This window comes from Streptomyces sp. NPDC092045 (assembly GCF_044756005.1).
GTDB lineage: Bacteria > Actinomycetota > Actinomycetes > Streptomycetales > Streptomycetaceae > Streptomyces.
In genome coordinates this window covers 164192-180971 of record NZ_JBIVSC010000002.1, presented here as the reverse complement: position 1 = coordinate 180971, position 16780 = coordinate 164192, and the positions used below count along the sequence as shown (strand labels likewise).

Below are 16780 nucleotides of genomic sequence, written 5' to 3'. Positions count from 1 at the left end.
CGTACGGGTGAAGGGGCCTCCCGACCGGGAGGCCCCTTCACCGTTTCCGCGCGCGGGGAGCCTCAGGACTCCAGGCCGATGGCGAAGGCCGCCTCCAGGTCGTGCTGCGAGTACGTGCGGAACGCGACGTGCGTGTCCGTGGCCTCGACGCCCGGGATCTTGCTGATGCTGCCGGGGATCACGTCCGCGAGGTCGTCGTGGCGCGGCACCCGGACCATGGCGATCAGGTCGTACGTGCCGGTCACCGAGAAGACCTCGCTGACGCTGTCGAGCGCCGCGATCGACTCGGCGATCTCGGGGATGCGGTCCACGCTGGTCTTGATGAGCACGATCGCGGTGATCACGGCTGGCTTTCTCCCTCGGTCGCCGCGGCTGGGGCCTTCACTCTATCCCCACCCCGGTGGCGCACCCAGGCGTAGACGAAGCCCAGCGCGAAGCCCACCACGTGGGCCAGATAGGCGACGCCGGGCCCCGCGCCCGCCGCCCGCGCGGCCATCCACTGGAGCGTGAACCAGAAGACGAGCACGATCCAGGCGGGGAAGCGCAGCGGCAGGAAGAAGAGGAAGGGGAAGAGGCTGGTGACCCGGGAGCGCGGGAAGAGGAAGAGGAAGGCCCCGAGCACCCCGGAGATCGCCCCCGACGCCCCGACGAGGGTCTGCTCGCTGTGGGCGTGCGCCGCCGCGTACCCGGCGAGGGCGAGGTAGCCGGTGCCCAGGTAGAAGAGGGCGAACCCGATCCGCCCCATGCGCTCCTCGGCCATCGCGCCGAAGACGTACAGGAAGAGCATGTTCCCCAGGAGGTGGAGCCAGCTCCCGTGGACGAAGAGCGCGGTGAACGGGGTGAGCAGGGCGCGCGGCTCACCGCCCATCAGCTCGGCGGGGACGACCCCCCAGCGCCGGAAGTACGAGCCCTGGGCCGCCAGGAGCGCGTCCCCCGTGCCGTGCGCCGGGTTCAGCGCGGAGACCGGACTGAAGAGGAAGAGGAGGCAGCAGGCGGCGATGAGCCCGTACGTCACCGAGGGGCCGCCGCGGGCGTCCCGCCAGGCACCGGTCACCGCGCTTCGCCAATCGATCACGGACAGATCATGGCGTACCGGCGGCGAACTGGACAGAGTGCCTCGCCGTGCCCCCGCCGAGCCGTGAGGCCGTAGGGTTGCGGGCAGTACGACCGCAGTTCGACGGCGCACCGCGGCTCCCGCACCTGAGTACCACGCAACAGGAAGAAGGACGGCTCGATGACGACGGTTCCCCTGCCGACCGCCGAGACCCGCTGGCGCTGCACGCTCTGCGGCAACCTCACCCGCTTCGACGTGACCCGCTCGTCCAAGGTCGTCGAGTACGTCCATCTGGACCTCGCCGGGGAGCCGACGGTCGAGGAGCGGCAGGTGGTCAGTGAGACCATCGAGTCGGTCCGCTGCCGCTGGTGCAACGCGGTGGACCAGATCGAGCTGGTGGACAGGCCGGGCGCCGCCTCCTGAGGGACGGCGCGGACGACATAGGGGTGACGGATCGTGGAGCAGCCCGCGCACGGTGGAGAGCCGGCCGGCGCGGCAGGTGACGCTGCCGAGACGCTCGACCACCCACTGCCGGAAGGCGTACGGCGGCGGGTCGTCGCGCTGGTCGCCGACGCCTTCGGCGGGCTGACCGTCGCGGAGCTGCCCGCGACCCTGCGGCAGTACGCCCGTTTCACCCCGAGCCGGCGGGCCAAGTTCGCCGGCACCGCGATGGCGGCCGCCCTCGAGGGCGATCCGCTCTTCCGGCAGCGGATCGGCGAGCGGTTCAAGCAGGCCCGGCCCGAGCTGGCCGGAGCCGTGGAGGGCGGCACCCCGCCCGCGGCCGCCGACCCCGTCGACGTGGCGGCGGCCGCCTACGTGCTGCGCCCGCCCGGCTGGGTCAAGCTGGTCGCCGCCGCGGGCGAGGAGGCCCTGCGGGTCGACGCCGAGCGGGCCGACGAGGCCGGCCGCCGCGAGGTGGAGCGGCTGCGCGAGGAGCTCGCCGCCGCCCGGGACCGCTCCCGGGGCGAGACCGAGCAGTTGCGCCACGACCTCGACGCGGCCCGCAAGGAGGCCGAGTCGCTCCACCGCAAGCTGCGCAGCGCGCAGAGCGACGTGAAGCGGGGCGAGGCAGCGCTGCGCAAGGCGCGGGGCGAGATCGAGGCCGTGCGGGCGGAGGCGGCGGCCCAGGTGTCGGCCGCCGAGAGCGAGGGCCGGCGGCTCAAGGCCCGGCTCGGGGAGGTCGAGGCGGCCCTGGAGGCCAGCCGCAGGACCGCCCGCGAGGGGCGCTCGGTGGAGGACATGCGGCTGCGGCTGCTGCTCGACACGGTCCTCGACGCGGCCCAGGGGCTGCGCCGCGAACTCGCGCTGCCGCCCGTCTCGACGCATCCGGCGGACACCGTGGACGCGGTGGAGCCGGGACGGATGTCCCCGAAGGACATCGCCGCGCGGGCGCTCTCCGAGACCGACCCGGCGCTGCTCGACCAGCTCCTGTCGCTGCCGCAGACGCATCTGGTCGTCGACGGCTACAACGTCACCAAGACCGGCTATCCGACGATGCCGCTGGAGAAGCAGCGGCTGCGGCTGCTCGGCGGGCTCTCGGGCCTCGCGGCCCGCTCGGGCGCCGAGGTCACCTGTGTCTTCGACGGGGCGGAGCTGGCGGCCCCGGTGCTGCTCGCGCCGCCGCGCGGGGTGCGGGTGCTGTTCTCCAAGCCCGGCGTCACGGCCGACGAGTTGATCCGTCAGCTGGTGCGGGCGGAGCCGCCGGGGCGCCCGGTCGTGGTGGTCTCCACGGACCGCGAGGTGGCCGACGGGGTCGCCAAGGCGGGGGCGCGTCCGGTCGCGTCCGCCTTGTTGCTGAAGCGGCTTTCGCGGCTCTCGTGACCACTCGTAACTCCTGGGCGCTATGCCCGGATTCTGGACGGCGGACCGTCAAGTGCCCGTCACAGCCCGTGCGATGTATGTAAATAATGTGGTGTGTGAGCGAGATTTTCTCCGGTGGGATTTGAATGATCACAACTCGGTCACTAGGGTCAGGCCTCGAACCTTCGCGCGGTTGATCGCCCATCCGGGGTGACGGCGGAGGAACCGCCTGCCCTGACCGGCCGGGCGGCTCGAGGAAGAAGGAGACCGCCTTCGTGGCGTCCCACCGTCGACCCAAGCAGCCGAGCCGTGCCCGTGTGACCGTGCTCACCGTGACCGCGGCCGCGGCCGTCGCCCTCACCGCCCAGTCCGGCGCCCAGGCGGCCCCCGCCAAGCCCAAGATCGACGAGGTCAAGTCGAAGGTCGACGAACTGCACCACGAGGCCGAGGAGGCCACGGAGCAGTACAACCAGGCCGACGAGCGCCGGGGCAAGCTGCAGAAGGAGATCGGCGAACTCCAGGACAAGGTGGCCCGCGGTCAGCAGGAGCTCAACACCCTGCGCGACCAGATCGGTTCGGTCGCCAGTGCCCAGTACCGCTCCGGCGGCATCGACCCGGCGCTCCAGCTCTTCCTCTCCGGCGACCCGGACACCTACCTCGACAAGGCGTCCGCGATCGACCAGCTGAGCGCCCAGCAGGCCGACGTCCTCACGCAGATCCAGGCCAAGCAGCGCACCCTCGCCCAGCAGCGCGCCGAGGCCACCGGGAAGCTCGCCGACCTCGACGGCGTCCGCAAGTCCCTCGGCGAGAAGAAGCAGAAGTACCAGGGCAAGCTGGCCGAGGCCCAGAAGCTCCTCAACACCCTCACGGCCGCGGAGAAGGCCAAGATGGAGCAGGAGGAGAAGGCGAAGGAGCAGCGCGCCAGCCGCGCCGCCGGCGAGCGGCTCGACCTGGGCAACGAGGCCCCCGCCAGCGGCCTCGGCGCCGCCGCGCTCAGCGCCGCCGCCACCCGGGTCGGGTACCCGTACGTCTCCGGTCACGAGGGCCCCACCTCGTTCGACTGCTCCGGCCTGACCCAGTGGGCCTACGGGAAGGCCGGCGCCAAGCTCAGCCGCGTCACCTACACCCAGCAGAACGACGGCACGAAGATCGGCCGCAGCCAGCTCAAGCCGGGCGACCTGGTCTTCTTCAACAGCCTGTCGCACGTGGGCCTCTACGCGGGCAACAACACGATCCTGCACGCCCCCAAGCCGGGCGCCAACGTCCGCTACGAGTCCATGGACTACATGGGCACGTTCCAGTTCGGCGTGCGCATCGGCGGCTGACCCCCCGACCCGCCGCGGCATGCCGCCCGAACGGGTGGTTCGCCGCGACGCACCCTGACGCGACGCCCCGCCGGTGACCTGTGGTCTCCGGCGGGGCGTCACTTTGTGTGCCCGGCGCCTTCGTTGGACGGAGAGTGATCAGCGGCTACTGTCTGCCGCGCCAGTCTGCGTCGAGCCGAACGGAGCGCGATCCGTGGCGTCCCACCGCCGACCCGCCCGGGTCACCGTCCTCACCGCCGCCGCCGCGGCCACCGCGGCGGCGTCCCTCGGGGCCGTCCCCGCGAACGCCGACCCCGGGGCCGGTGCCGAGGCCGCCCGGACCAGGGTCGACCGCCTCTTCGAGGAGGCCGAGCGCGCCACCGAGGGCTACAACGAGGCCGACGAGAAGGCGGACGCGCTGCGCCGCACGGTCGCCCGCGCCCGCGACGGCCTGGCCCGCGGCCAGGAGCGGGTCAACCGCATGCGGGGCGTCCTCGGTTCGCTCGCCGGGGCCCAGTACCGCTCCGGCGGCATCGACCCCTCGCTCGCCCTGATGCTCTCCTCCGACCCCGACAGCTACCTCGAACGCGCCTCCGCCCTCGACCGGCTCACCGCCCACCAGAGCGCCGCGCTCGGCGAACTGCTCCGGGAACAGCGCCGGTTGGGCCAGAAGCGGAGCGAGGCCCGCTCGGCCCTGGCCGACCTGGAGCACAGCCGGACCGAGGTCGCCCGCCACAAGCGCACCGTCGAGCGGAAGCTCGCCGAGGCCCGCCGGCTGCTCGCCTCCCTCACCGCCGAGGAGCGCGCCGGCCTCGACCGCGCCTCCCGCACCGGCGGCCGCGAGGACTCCCGCACCGGCGCCGCCGGCGTCGCGGGGGAGGCCGGAGAGGTGACGGCCGCCGACCCGGGACCGGTCTCCTCGCGGGTCGCCGCCGCGGTGGCCGCCGCCCGGGGCGCGGTCGGCAGGCCGTACGTGTGGGGCGCGACCGGGCCCTCCGCCTTCGACTGCTCGGGCCTGATGGTCTGGTCCTACCGCCAGGCCGGGATCAGCCTGCCGCGCACCTCGGCCGCCCAGCGGCACGCGGGCCGGCGGGTGCCGCTCGCGCAGGCGCAGCCCGGAGACCTCGTCACGTACCGGAGCGACGCCAGCCACGTGGCGATCTACGTCGGGAACGGGCAGGTCATCCACGCCCCCTACCCGGGCGCCCGGGTCCGCTACGACCCGGTGAACATGATGTCGCACGTGACGGTGACCCGGGTTTGAGGCGGGTAGCGGGGTTGTGGTGACCCGGGTCCGAGGCGGGTAGCGGGGTTGTGGCGACCCGGGTCCGAGGCGGGTCGCGGGGCTGCGGTGACCGGGGTCCGAGGCGGGCCGCCGGGTCGCGACGGTCCCGGCCCCGCGCGCTCCGGGAGCCCGGTCCGCCCACCCCGGGAGCCGCGTCCGCCGTCCGGATCGTACGATCGGAGGCGTGGCGGGTCAGGGGTACGGAGCGCGACGGCCGGCGGTCTTCTGCCTGCTGGTCCTGCTGCTCGCCCTGACGGGCCTCGTCGGCTGCGCGGAGGACGGCCCCGCCGCCCGCACCGCCTCCCGGGAGATCCAGGCGCTCCTCGACGAGCACGCCGGGGCCCTCCTCGCCCGCGACGAGCCCGGCTACCGGGCCGCCCTCGACCCCGCGTACGCGCCGGCCGCCCTCACCGTCTACCGGCGGCTCGCGGCGGTGCCGCTCGACGGCTGGTCGTACGAGGTCACCGGCGTCGACCGGACAGGCCCCGACCGGGTCGCCGTCCGCGCCGAACTCGGCCACCGGCTCAAGGGCCAGGACCGGCGGCCCGTCACCAGTGCCCGCGTCCTGGACCTCACCGAACGCGGCGGGCGCTGGTACCTGACCGGCGAGCGGCCCGCGGAGGGCGCGCCCCGACAGCTCTGGGAGCAGGGGGACGTCACGGCCGTCCACGGCGCCCGCTCGCTGGTCCTCGGCACCGGCCGGGACCGGGCGCGGCTCCGGGAGATCGCGGCGGCGGCCGACCGGGCGGTCCCCGCCGTCGACGGCGCCTGGCCCGAGGACTGGGCCCGCCGGGTGGTCGTCCTCGTCCCCGGCTCCCTGGACGCCATGGGGGAGCTCCTGGGGGAGCCGGGGGACTCCTACCGGGGGATAGCGGCCGTCACCACGGGCGAGACCAGGGGCGGACCGGACGGGCCCGCCGACCGGGTGATCGTCAACCCCGACGCGTACGGGGTCCTCGGCGACTTCGGCCGGCAGCTCGTCCTCACCCACGAGACCGCCCACGTCGCCACCCGCGCCCACACCACCCCCTCGACCCCGGTCTGGCTCTCCGAGGGCTTCGCGGACTGGGTCGCCTACCGGGACGCCGGCCGCACGCCCGCGGAGGCCGCCCCCGAGCTGCGCCGCGCGGTCCGGGGCGGCGAACCGCCCGTCCGGCTCCCGGAGGACGCAGACTTCTCCTTCGGCGGGGACGCGGGGACCCTGGCGCGCGCCTACGAGGGCGGCTGGCTGGCCTGCGAACTGGTCGCGGAGCGCTGGGGCGAGGAGGAGCTGACCGCGTTCTACCGGGCGGTGGGCGCGCACCCCGGCCGGGAGGGCGCGGTGGAGAAGGCGCTCCACGACGTCCTCGACACCACCCCGGAGGAGTTCACCGGGGCCTGGCGCGCCTACGTGGCGGAGAAGCTCGGGTAGGACCCGTCCGACGTGTCGCCGGGACCGGTCCCGGCGCTCAGCGCGCCGAGCCGGACAGCGTCCCCTCGCGCTCCGTCCGCGAGGCCTGCGCGGGGACGGCCGCGGCGGCGAGGCGCGGCTCCGTGACCGTCTGCCGCCACAGGATCCGGCAGGCCAGGACGGCGGCGGCGACCAGCAGCCCGTTCCGCGTGAAGAGGACCGCCATGCCCAGCGGATCGCTCCGCGTCACGTGCCAGAACCACACCGGGAACTCGAACTGCGTCACCGCGGTCGCCCAGACCACCAGGTGCGCGGGCCGCTCCATCCGGCTCGACCGGAAGGCCAGGCACACCGCCGCCAGACCGATCAGCCACAGCATGTACTGCGGGGAGAGCACCCGGCTCGTCAGCGTGAAGAGCAGCACCGCCACGAAGGCCGCGTCCGCCACCGTCGACGAGACGAACCGGCGCGCCCTGATCCGCCAGAGCAGCAGCCAGCCGAAGGCGCCGATCGTCACCGCCATCGCGGCCGTCGACACCGCGGACACGTACGGGCCGAGGAACTCCATCGAGCCGTAGTTCATCCGCACCTCGCCCTCCCAGCCGAAGTGCCGCAGGACGTGGAAGACCGTCGCGCCCAGGGACTCCACCTCGGTGCCCCGGTCCCGCTGGAAGGAGAGGAAGGACAGCGCCCCCGGCTTCCACAGCGCGCAGAGCAGCAGCACCCCGGCCACCGCGCCCGCCGCCGCCGACCAGGAGCGGAACGTCGCCCGGCCCTTCGCGGTGCCCACGAGCACCAGCGCCGGCCACACCTTCAGGACCGCCCCGAAACCGGCGAGCGCGCCGAGCACCCGCGGGCCGCGGCCGGCCGCGAGGAGCCCCGCCACCGCGACGGCGGTCACCATCACGTCGTACCGGGCGTACGCGGTCGGGCCGAGCAGCGCGACGCCCGCCAGCCAGATCCAGGCGCCCCGGGACGTCCGGCCCGCCCGGCGGCCCGTGTACAGGAGCAGCCCGAAGACCAGCGCGTCGCAGAGCAGGGCGAGGACGAAGAAGGCGGCCGCGTAGCCGAGGAAGGGCAGCAGGTCGGGGGCGAGCATCACGAACGCCGCCGCCGGCGGATACTGCCAGGTGACGTCGTCCCTCGGGTACGTGCCGTCCCGCAGCACCTCGTACCAGCCCCGGTAGATGTTCTCGACGTCGAACGCGACGTCCGGACCCGGGACCTCCACGACGTCGAACACGCACAGCAGCAGGAGGACGCGGGTGAGCCCCCAGAGGCCGACGGGAAGCCACAGGGCCGCGCGCGAACCCTTCCCCGCGGTGCCCGTCGTCACTGACTCGTCCTCGTCGGGTCGGCCCGCTCGCGCGGGGGGAGTGGTGGTGCCGGGCGGTGGGTGCGATCGCGTACTGTCGGCCACGATGCACAAGACCCTGATCGTAACCAACGACTTCCCGCCGCGTCCCGGGGGAATCCAGGCCTTCCTGCACAACATGGCCCTCCGCCTGGACCCCCAGCAGGTCGTGGTCTACGCCTCCACCTGGAAGCGCGGCCGCGAAGGGGCCGGGGCGACGGCGGCGTTCGACGCCGAACAGCCCTTCACCGTCGTCCGGGACCGCACCACCATGCTGCTGCCCACCCCCCGGGTCACCGCCCGCGCCACCGCGCTGCTGCGCGAGCACGGCTGCGAGTCCGTGTGGTTCGGCGCCGCGGCCCCGCTCGGCCTGATGGCCCCCGCCCTGCGCCGGGCCGGCGCCCGGCGGCTGGTCGCCACCACCCACGGCCACGAGGCGGGCTGGGCCCAACTGCCCGCCGCCCGGCAGCTCCTGCGCCGCATCGGCGAGGGCACCGACACGATCACCTACCTCGGCGAGTACACCCGCTCCCGGATCGCCTCGGCCCTCACGCCCGCCGCCGCCGGCCGGATGGTCCAGCTCCCGCCCGGCGTCGACGAGAAGACCTTCCACCCCGGCTCCGGCGGCGACGAGGTCCGCGCCCGCCTCGGGCTCAGCGACCGGCCGGTCGTCGTCTGCGTCTCCCGGCTCGTCCCGCGCAAGGGTCAGGACACCCTGATCAGGGCCCTGCCGGACATCCTGCGCCGGGTCCCGGACGCCGTCCTCCTGATCGTCGGCGGCGGCCCGTACGAGAAGGACCTGCGCCGTCTCGTCGACGAGACGGGCGTGGCCGGATCCGTACGCTTCACCGGCGCCGTCCCCTGGGCCGAACTGCCCGCCCACTACGGGGCCGGCGACGTCTTCGCCATGCCCTGCCGCACCCGGCGCGGCGGCCTCGACGTCGAGGGCCTCGGCATCGTCTACCTGGAGGCCTCCGCCACCGGCCTGCCCGTCGTCGCCGGCGACTCCGGCGGCGCCCCCGACGCCGTCCTCGACGGCGAGACGGGCTGGGTCGTGCGCGGCGACTCCCCGGAGGAGACCGCCGACCGCGTCGCCACCCTCCTCCTCGACCCCGAGCTCCGCGCCCGCATGGGCGAACGGGGCCGGGCCTGGGTGGAGGAGAAGTGGCGCTGGGACCTCCTCGCGGAACGGCTGCGCGAACTGCTCTGAGCGGTACGGGGAAGGGCCCCGGGCGGATCGCCCGGGGCCCTTCCCCGTTCGTGCGCCTTCCGGGCTCAGCCCCGGTAGATCGCCTCGATCTCGTCCGCGAAGTCCTTCGCCACCACGTTCCGCTTCAGCTTCAGGGACGGGGTGATGTGCCCCGCCTCCTCCGTGAACTGGGCCGGCAGGACACGGAACTTGCGGACCGACTCCGCCTTGGACACCGCCGCGTTGCCGTCGTCGATCGCCCGCTGGACCTCCGCCAGGAGCTCCGGGTCGTCGCGCAGGGACGCCGCCGTCGCACCGGCCGGCTTGCCGTGCTCGGACGCCCAGCGGCCGAGGAACTCCTCGTCCAGGGTGACGAGCGCGCCCACGAACGGACGCCCGTCGCCGACCACCATGCACTCCGCGACCAGCGCGTGCGCCCGGATCCGGTCCTCGATGACCGCCGGGGCGACGTTCTTGCCGCCCGCCGTCACCAGGATCTCCTTCTTGCGGCCGGTGATCGCCAGGTAGCCGTCCTCGTCGAGCGTGCCGATGTCGCCCGTGTGGAACCAGCCGTCCGCGAGGGCCTCCGCCGTCGCCGCCTCGTTGTTCCAGTACCGCGAGAAGACGTGCTCGCCGTGCAGCAGCACCTCGCCGTCGTCGGCGATCCGCACCACCGAGCCCGGCAGCGGCTGGCCGACCGTGCCGATCTTCTGCCGGTCCCACGGGTTGAACGCGGTCGCCGCGCACGACTCCGTCAGGCCGTAGCCCTCCAGGACGGTGAAGCCGATGCCCCGGAAGAAGTGCCCGAGCCGCTCGCCCAGCGGCGCGCCGCCCGAGATCGCGTGCTCGCCGCGCCCGCCGAGCACCGCCCGCAGCTTGCCGAAGACCAGCTTGTCGAAGACCTTGTGCTTCAGCCGCAGGCCGAAGGACGGGCCCTGCGGGGTGCCGAGCGCCCGGCTGTACGCGATGGCCGTCTGCGCGGCCCTGTCGAAGATCTTGCCCTTGCCGTCGGCCTGCGCCTTCGCCCGCGCCGAGTTGTAGACCTTCTCGAAGACCCGGGGCACGCCCAGGATCAGCGTCGGCCGGAACGAGGCCAGCTCGTCCGTGAGGTTCTTGATGTCCGGGACGCAGCCCAGCCGGATCGGCGCCATCACGGACGCCACCTCGACGAGCCGCCCGAAGACGTGCGCGGCGGGCAGGAAGAGCAGGACCGAGCACTCGCCCGTGCGGAAGAGCGGCTTCAGCCGCTCCACCACGTTGCCGCACTCGGCGAAGAAGGCCCGGTGGGTCAGGACGCAGCCCTTGGGGCGGCCCGTGGTGCCCGAGGTGTAGACGATCGTCGCCGGGTCGTCCGCGTTCGCCGCCGACATGCGCGCGTCGAGCAGCTCGTCGGAGACGCCGGCCCCGTCGGCGGTGAGGCGGGCGACGGCGTCGTCCTCGATCCGCCACACGTTCCTCAGCTCCGGCAGGTCCGCCCGGACCGAGGCGACCGACTCCTCGTGCGCCGCGCTCTCCACCAGGACGGCGGTCGCGCCCGAGTCGCCCAGGATCCACTGGATCTGCTCCGGCGAGCTGGTCTCGTACACCGGCACGGTCACGCCGCCCGCGCTCCAGATCGCGAAGTCGAGGAGCACCCACTCGTAACGCGTGCGGGAGAGCAGCGCGACCCGGTCGCCCGGCTCCACCCCCGCGGCGATCAGACCCTTGGCGGCCCCGCGGACCTCGGCGAGGAACTCGGTGGCGGTGACGTCCGTCCAGACTCCGTCGACCTTGCGCCCCATCACGGCGACGTCTGGGTGCTGGGAGGCGTTGCGGCGGATGAGATCCGTCAGGTTGCCGTCCGTGGGGACCTCGTACAGGGCCGGAAGGCTGAACTCGCGCAAGACTGCTGCTCCTCATCGGGCGCCGGCGCCACGGCTCTGTGTGATGCACCGGTTAGTCCATATTCGGTCAGGTGCTCAGTGGGGGTGAGCACGACTGGACTGCCCGGACGTTACCCATCAGTACGTGGTTCCCGATAGGGGGTCCCGGCCAGATGTTCCGTGCGTCACACACGCATGACGGTGCTCCGTGAACAGTAGTCCACCCGTTTCCCGACTCGGAAGTAACCGCAGGTAGGGCGGCCGGGAGGCGGTCCGCGACCGGTTTCCCGGACCGGCCTCCGGGGCGCCCCCTAAGGTGGCTCCATGCGAGTCCATGTGGTCAGTGACGTGCACGGCAACGCCGGCGACCTCGCCCGCGCGGGGGAGGGCGCCGACGCCCTGATATGCCTCGGGGACCTGGTCCTCTTCCTCGACTACGCCGATCACGCCCGGGGCATCTTCCCCGACCTCTTCGGCGTCGAGAACGCCGACCGGCTCGTCGAGCTGCGCACCGCCCGCCGCTTCGACGAGGCCCGTGACCTGGGCCGCCGCCTCTGGGCCGAGCTGGGCATCGACCGCACCACCGCCATCGAGGCCGGCGTGCGCCGCCAGTACGCCGAACTCTTCGCCGCCTTCCCCACCCCCACGTACGCCACCTACGGGAACGTGGACATCCCCCGGTTCTGGCCGGAATTCGCCCGACCGGGGACGACCGTCCTCGACGGGGAGCGGATCGAGCTCGGCGGCCTCGTCTTCGGCTTCGTCGGCGGCGGCCTGCGCACCCCGATGCGCACGCCGTACGAGATCTCCGACGAGGAGTACGCGGCGAAGGTCGAGGCGCTCGGGGAGGTCGACGTCCTCTGCTCCCACATCCCGCCGGAGGTGCCGGAGCTGACGTACGACACGGTGGCCCGCCGCTTCGAGCGCGGCAGCCGGGCCCTGCTCGACGCGATCCGGCGCACCCGGCCCCGCTACTCCCTCTTCGGCCACGTCCACCAGCCGCTGGCCCGGCGGATGCGGGTCGGCGCGACCGAGTGCGTCAACGTGGGGCACTTCGCCTCGACGGGCAGGCCCTTCGCCCTGGAGTGGTGATCCCCGGCCGTTCGCACCCCCTCCGCGGCCTTCCCGTGGCAGGTCCGGGCCCGGGGCGCGATAGCCTGCCGTCGGCACGCCCGTGCCCCCCGACTTCCGCCGGACCGCACCGTGGAGGAGCCACCGCGATGGCCGAACACACCAGCTCGAGCATCACCGTCGAGGCGGCGCCGGCCGACGTCATGGGCGTGATCGCCGACTTCGCCCGCTACCCCGAGTGGACGGGCGAGGTGAAGGAGGCCGAGGTCCTGGAGAAGGACGCCGCCGGCCGCGCGGAGAAGGTCCGGCTGCTCCTCGACGCGGGCGCCATCAAGGACGACCACACCCTGGCGTACACCTGGACCGGCGCCGACGAGGTCAGCTGGACCCTGGTCAAGTCCCAGATGCTCCGCTCCCTCGACGGCTCCTACCGCCTGACCCCGCTCGACGGCGGCAGGCGCACCGAGGTCACCTACCAGCTCACCGTCGACGTCAAGATCCCCATGCTCGGCATGATCAAGCGCAAGGCCGAGAAGGTCATCATCGACCGCGCCCTGGCGGGCCTGAAGAAGCGCGTGGAATCCGGCGCGTAGGCGCTGCGCGGCGGCGTACGGCTCCGGGGCCGGGCCGACGGCCCGGCGGCGGGTGCTTCCGCCGCCCGGGGCGGGCCCCGAGACGGGCCCCGGGGCGGGCGTCGTTCCCGCAGCCGCCCCCGTCTCCGGCCGGGCACGGGCCCGGGGGACGGGACCGGGGGCGTCTCCGCCCCGGAGGCGGGAGCGGGTCGCGGTCGCGGGCGGCCGGCGGGCTTCCGCCCCGTCCTCCCGGCCCCCCGGACCCCCCGCCGCCCCGGGCGGGTAGCGTCCTCCGCATGCGGATCATCCTTGTCACCGGCCTCGGCGGCGCCGGGCGCACCACCGTCGCCGCCGCGACCGCCCTCGCCGAGGCGCGGGCCGGGCGGCGGACGCTGCTCGTCTCCGAGGACGCCGGGCGGCTGCCGGACGACGGGAACCTGCGGGTGCTGCGGCCCGAGCCCGCCGCCGACTTCCGCCGCGAGTTCCTCGCCCTCCAGGCCCGCTCCGGCGTCGCCCTCGACCTGCTCGGCGCCGCGCCCTTCGAGGACGCCGAGCTGACCGAGCTGCCCGGCAGCCGCCCCTTCGCCCTGCTGCGGGCCCTGCGCGAGGCCGCCGCCGGCGACCACGAGCTGGCCGTCGTCGACCTGCCGCCGCTCCCCGAGGCCCTCGCCGTCCTCGCCCTGCCCGAGCAGCTCCGCCGCTATCTGCGCCGGCTCCTGCCCCGGGAGCGGCAGGCCGCCCGCGCCCTGCGCCCGATGCTCGCCCAGCTCGCCGGGGTCCCCATGCCCGCGCAGTGGCTGTACGAGACCACCGCCCGCTGGGAGGACGAACTCGCCGCCGTCCAGGCCGTCGTCGAGGCCCCCGGCACCACCGTCCGGCTCGTCCTGGAACCGGGGCCCGCCGCCACCCGCGCCCTGCGCACCGCCCGCCTCGGCCTCGCCCTCCACCGCCTCTCCCTCGACTCCGTCGTCGCCAACCGGCTGCTGCCTGCGGGCTCCGAGGACCCCTGGCTCGCCGGACTGACCGCCGAGCAGCACCGGCACCTCGCGGAGCTCCGCACCGCCGGCGGAGTGCTGCACGAGCTCCCGCACCTCGGCCGCGCCCCGCGCGGCGCCGACGACCTCGCCCTCCTCGCCCCCGCGGGGACCGACGCCGTGCCCGCGCCGACGTGGACCGTCGAGGACCGGCGGGACGAGGACGGCGTCCTCGTCTGGCACGTCCCCCTGCCCGGCGCCGCCAAGGAGGAGCTCTCCCTCGTCCGGCGCGGCGACGAGCTGCTCCTGGCCGCCGGACCGTTCCGCCGCAACCTCCCCCTCCCCGGCGCCCTGCGCCGCTGCGCCGTCACCGGCGCGGGCCTCGTCGACGGCGACCTCCGCGTCCGCTTCACCCCCGACCCCGGACTCTGGCCCGACCGGCCCACCCCCTAGGGGGTGTCTCGCCGCAGGCCCGATCGACAAGAGACCCCCCGGGGGGTGCGGCACCGGACGCCGCTCCCGATCCGGTACGACCGGCCCCGTGCCCCCCGGCGCCCGTGTACCGTCGAAGTACCAGCCGACTGAGGAGTGCGCCATGAGCGATTCGGACGCCTGGGCCAAGGCGTGCGCCGAGGACCTGGAGGCGGAGAGGGCCCGCCGCCGGGCCGAGCGCGGGGCCGGGCCCGAATCGGCCGCCGAGGAGTTCCGCAAGCTCTTCGAGGCCGTCGCGGGCAAGGTCTCCGAAGGCTTCGGGAACCCGCTCCTCGCGGGCCGGGCCGTACGGACCGTCCAGCAGTTCGTCGACCAGGCGAAGGCCGCCGTCGAACCCGTCGTCGAGCGCAACCCGCAGGTCTTCGACCACCTCGCCGCCGCCGGCGGCGAACTCCTCGCCGCCTACCGCTCCGCCGTCGAGGGCCACGAGACCCGCTGGACCCGCGGAGAGACCCCCTCGGAAGAGCCTCCGAAGGCGCCCCGCGAGGACGGCGAAGGGCCCGGAACCGGCCAGCACATCGACCTGGATTGATCAGGGCGCGCCTCCCCCTCGGGTACGGTGGGCCCTAGCGGGGCTCGACCGAAAACTGAGGGACACATGGGACTCACCATCGGCGTCGACATCGGCGGCACGAAGATCGCGGCCGGCGTGGTCGACGAGGAGGGCAACATCCTCGACACGCACAAGGTGCCCACCCCGCCGACCCCCGAGGGCATCGTCGACGCGATCAGCACGGCGGTCTCCGAGGCCGGCAAGGGCCACGCGATCGAGGCCGTGGGCATCGGCGCCGCGGGCTACGTCGACGACAAGCGCGCCACCGTCCTCTTCGCGCCGAACATCGACTGGCGGCACGAGCCGCTCAAGGACAAGGTCGAGCAGCGCGTCGGCCTGCCCGTCGTCGTCGAGAACGACGCCAACGCCGCGGCCTGGGGCGAGTACCGCTTCGGCGCCGGCCAGGGCCACGAGGACGTCATCTGCATCACCCTCGGCACCGGCCTCGGCGGCGGCATCATCATCGGCAACAAGCTGCGTCGCGGCCGCTTCGGCGTGGCCGCCGAATTCGGCCACATCCGGGTCGTCCCCGACGGCCTGCTCTGCGGCTGCGGCAGCCAGGGCTGCTGGGAGCAGTACGCCTCCGGGCGCGCCCTCGTCCGGTACGCCCGGCAGCGCGCCGCCGCCACCCCGGAGAACGCCGAGGTCCTGCTGAGCCTCGGCGACGGCAGTCCCGAGGGCATCGAGGGCCGCCACGTCAGCCAGGCCGCCCGCGCCGGCGACCCGGTCGCCGTCGACTCCTTCCGGGAGCTGGCCCGCTGGGCCGGTGCCGGCCTCGCCGACCTGGCCTCGCTCTTCGACCCCTCGGCGTTCATCGTCGGCGGCGGCGTCTCGGACGAGGGCGAGCTCGTCCTCGGCCCGATCCGCAAGTCGTTCCGGCGCTGGCTGATCGGCGGCCAGTGGCGTCCGCACGCCCAGGTCCTCGCCGCCCAGCTCGGCAACAAGGCCGGCCTGGTCGGCGCCGCCGACCTGGCCCGTCAGGGCTGACGTCCGCACGGGGCGCCCGCACGGAGCCCCGCGCGACCGCACCCGTACGGGGACACCCGTACGGAGGCGGGTGAACACCTTGCGACGACCGCCCGCCGCGTCCTCCCGGACCCGGCGGGCGGTCGTCGTATGTTGGCTCTCATGGCGATCACCGAACTGCCCAACTCCCGCACCGAAGAGGACGGTTCGGCCGTCCTCCGGGTCCTGAGCTACAACGTCCGCTCGATGCGCGACGACGAGGACGCCCTCGCCCGGGTCATCCGGGCCTGCGCCCCCGACGTCGTCTTCGTCCAGGAGGCCCCGCGCTTCTTCCGCTGGCGCAAGCACGCCGCCCGGCTCGCCGCCAAGAGCGAGCTCGTCGTCCTGAGCGGCGGTGCCACCGCGGCGGGCCCGCTGCTGCTCTGCTCCCTGCGGGCCACCGTGGAACGCACCGAGGACGTGCTGCTCCCGCTCACCCCCGGGCTGCACCGCCGGGGCCTGGCGACGGCGGTCGTCCGCTTCGGCGGGGCCCGGGTCGGACTGATCAGCTGCCACCTGAGCCTGCGGAAGGACGAGCGGTACGCCCAGGCCGGCATGGTCCTCGACCGGGTCGCCGCCCTCGGCACCCCGCACGTCCTCGTCGCCGGCGACCTCAACGAACGGCCCGGCGGACCCGCCTTCACCCGGCTGACCGGGGAGCTGCGGGACGGCTGGGCCGTCAGCCCGTGGGGCGGCGAGCACACCTCGATCCCCGAGGACCCGCACCAGCGCATCGACGCCGTCCTGGCCACCCCCGGCGTCGAGTTCCTCGGCTGCGGGGTCCCGGTGGACCTGGACCCCGCCGACCTGAGGGCCGCCACGGACCACCTGCCGGTGCTCGCGGCGGTCCGGGTGCCCGCCGCGTAGGAGCGGCC

The 16780-nt window shown here is 74.5% G+C and carries 16 protein-coding genes; 12 read left to right on the top strand and 4 right to left on the bottom strand.

Features of this window, described 5'->3' with window-relative positions; translation table 11 throughout:
* Positions 1-62 precede the first annotated feature (62 nt).
* Positions 63-344, bottom strand: coding sequence for an Lrp/AsnC family transcriptional regulator (locus ACIQKA_RS07590; RefSeq protein ID WP_030205672.1), 282 nt, complete (start codon positions 342-344; stop codon positions 63-65).
* On the bottom strand, positions 341-1075 hold the full coding sequence (locus ACIQKA_RS07585; protein ID WP_383155607.1) for a rhomboid family intramembrane serine protease: 735 nt from the start codon (positions 1073-1075) through the stop codon (positions 341-343). Before ACIQKA_RS07585 ends, ACIQKA_RS07590 begins: the two co-directional genes overlap by 4 nt.
* 159 nt (positions 1076-1234) lie before the next feature.
* Between ACIQKA_RS07585 and ACIQKA_RS07580 the strand changes: the two genes are divergently transcribed.
* The 5 genes from ACIQKA_RS07580 (at position 1235) to ACIQKA_RS07560 (ending at position 6854) form a co-directional block, all read left to right on the top strand.
* Entirely contained in the window at positions 1235-1477 is a 243-nt protein-coding gene (locus tag ACIQKA_RS07580) for a hypothetical protein (RefSeq protein ID WP_015033005.1), read from the top strand.
* A gap of 33 nt (positions 1478-1510) precedes the next feature.
* On the top strand, positions 1511-2875 hold the full coding sequence (locus ACIQKA_RS07575; RefSeq protein ID WP_390105976.1) for an NYN domain-containing protein: 1365 nt from the start codon (positions 1511-1513) through the stop codon (positions 2873-2875).
* Positions 2876-3129: 254 nt separating this feature from the next.
* Entirely contained in the window at positions 3130-4179 is a 1050-nt protein-coding gene (locus tag ACIQKA_RS07570; protein WP_383155603.1) for an NlpC/P60 family protein, read from the top strand.
* 193 nt (positions 4180-4372) lie between these two features.
* Complete coding sequence (locus ACIQKA_RS07565) at positions 4373-5422, top strand: NlpC/P60 family protein (RefSeq protein ID WP_383155601.1); 1050 nt, start codon at positions 4373-4375, stop codon at positions 5420-5422.
* A gap of 205 nt (positions 5423-5627) precedes the next feature.
* A complete protein-coding gene (locus ACIQKA_RS07560) occupies positions 5628-6854 on the top strand; it encodes a hypothetical protein (RefSeq protein WP_402540340.1) in 1227 nt (408 codons plus the stop codon).
* Between the two features lie 37 nt (positions 6855-6891).
* Here the strand turns inward: ACIQKA_RS07560 and ACIQKA_RS07555 are convergent, their stop codons facing one another.
* Positions 6892-8169 (bottom strand): glycosyltransferase 87 family protein, encoded by a 1278-nt coding sequence (locus ACIQKA_RS07555; RefSeq protein WP_383155598.1) that lies wholly within the window; start codon positions 8167-8169, stop codon positions 6892-6894.
* A gap of 85 nt (positions 8170-8254) precedes the next feature.
* On the opposite strand from ACIQKA_RS07555, the gene ACIQKA_RS07550 reads away from it, so the two are divergent.
* Complete coding sequence (locus ACIQKA_RS07550) at positions 8255-9397, top strand: glycosyltransferase family 4 protein (RefSeq protein WP_383437601.1); 1143 nt, start codon at positions 8255-8257, stop codon at positions 9395-9397.
* 65 nt (positions 9398-9462) lie between these two features.
* Here ACIQKA_RS07550 and ACIQKA_RS07545 read toward each other — a convergent pair whose 3' ends face one another.
* The gene (locus ACIQKA_RS07545; RefSeq protein ID WP_391093022.1) at positions 9463-11259 is read right to left on the bottom strand and encodes an AMP-binding protein; all 1797 of its coding nucleotides are present in this window, start codon (positions 11257-11259) and stop codon (positions 9463-9465) included.
* A 303-nt stretch (positions 11260-11562) separates the two neighbouring features.
* Here ACIQKA_RS07545 and ACIQKA_RS07540 point away from each other — a divergent pair, with 303 nt between their 5' ends.
* From ACIQKA_RS07540 to ACIQKA_RS07515, 6 genes are all read left to right on the top strand, one after another.
* Entirely contained in the window at positions 11563-12330 is a 768-nt protein-coding gene (locus ACIQKA_RS07540) for a metallophosphoesterase (RefSeq protein ID WP_383155592.1), read from the top strand.
* Between the two features lie 128 nt (positions 12331-12458).
* Positions 12459-12902, top strand: coding sequence for an SRPBCC family protein (locus ACIQKA_RS07535; RefSeq protein ID WP_121828477.1), 444 nt, complete (start codon positions 12459-12461; stop codon positions 12900-12902).
* Positions 12903-13177: 275 nt separating this feature from the next.
* On the top strand, positions 13178-14308 hold the full coding sequence (locus ACIQKA_RS07530; protein ID WP_383437336.1) for an ArsA family ATPase: 1131 nt from the start codon (positions 13178-13180) through the stop codon (positions 14306-14308).
* Between the two features lie 142 nt (positions 14309-14450).
* Positions 14451-14879, top strand: coding sequence for a DUF5304 domain-containing protein (locus tag ACIQKA_RS07525; RefSeq protein WP_383155587.1), 429 nt, complete (start codon positions 14451-14453; stop codon positions 14877-14879).
* A 66-nt stretch (positions 14880-14945) separates the two neighbouring features.
* The gene (locus ACIQKA_RS07520) at positions 14946-15887 is read left to right on the top strand and encodes an ROK family glucokinase (RefSeq protein WP_366375299.1); all 942 of its coding nucleotides are present in this window, start codon (positions 14946-14948) and stop codon (positions 15885-15887) included.
* A gap of 141 nt (positions 15888-16028) precedes the next feature.
* Positions 16029-16772 carry an endonuclease/exonuclease/phosphatase family protein gene (locus tag ACIQKA_RS07515; protein WP_383155583.1) on the top strand — a complete coding sequence of 248 codons (744 nt, stop codon included), beginning with the start codon at positions 16029-16031 and terminating at the stop codon, positions 16770-16772.
* The last annotated feature ends 8 nt before the right edge of the window (positions 16773-16780 follow it).

Coding starts and splice junctions, on each gene's coding strand:
- ACIQKA_RS07580 (WP_015033005.1), top strand. CDS start 1,235: ATGACGACGGTTCCCCTGCCGACCGCCGAGACCCGCTGGCGCTGCACG.
- ACIQKA_RS07550 (WP_383437601.1), top strand. CDS start 8,255: ATGCACAAGACCCTGATCGTAACCAACGACTTCCCGCCGCGTCCCGGG.
- ACIQKA_RS07540 (WP_383155592.1), top strand. CDS start 11,563: ATGCGAGTCCATGTGGTCAGTGACGTGCACGGCAACGCCGGCGACCTC.
- ACIQKA_RS07535 (WP_121828477.1), top strand. CDS start 12,459: ATGGCCGAACACACCAGCTCGAGCATCACCGTCGAGGCGGCGCCGGCC.
- ACIQKA_RS07530 (WP_383437336.1), top strand. CDS start 13,178: ATGCGGATCATCCTTGTCACCGGCCTCGGCGGCGCCGGGCGCACCACC.
- ACIQKA_RS07525 (WP_383155587.1), top strand. CDS start 14,451: ATGAGCGATTCGGACGCCTGGGCCAAGGCGTGCGCCGAGGACCTGGAG.
- ACIQKA_RS07520 (WP_366375299.1), top strand. CDS start 14,946: ATGGGACTCACCATCGGCGTCGACATCGGCGGCACGAAGATCGCGGCC.
- ACIQKA_RS07515 (WP_383155583.1), top strand. CDS start 16,029: ATGGCGATCACCGAACTGCCCAACTCCCGCACCGAAGAGGACGGTTCG.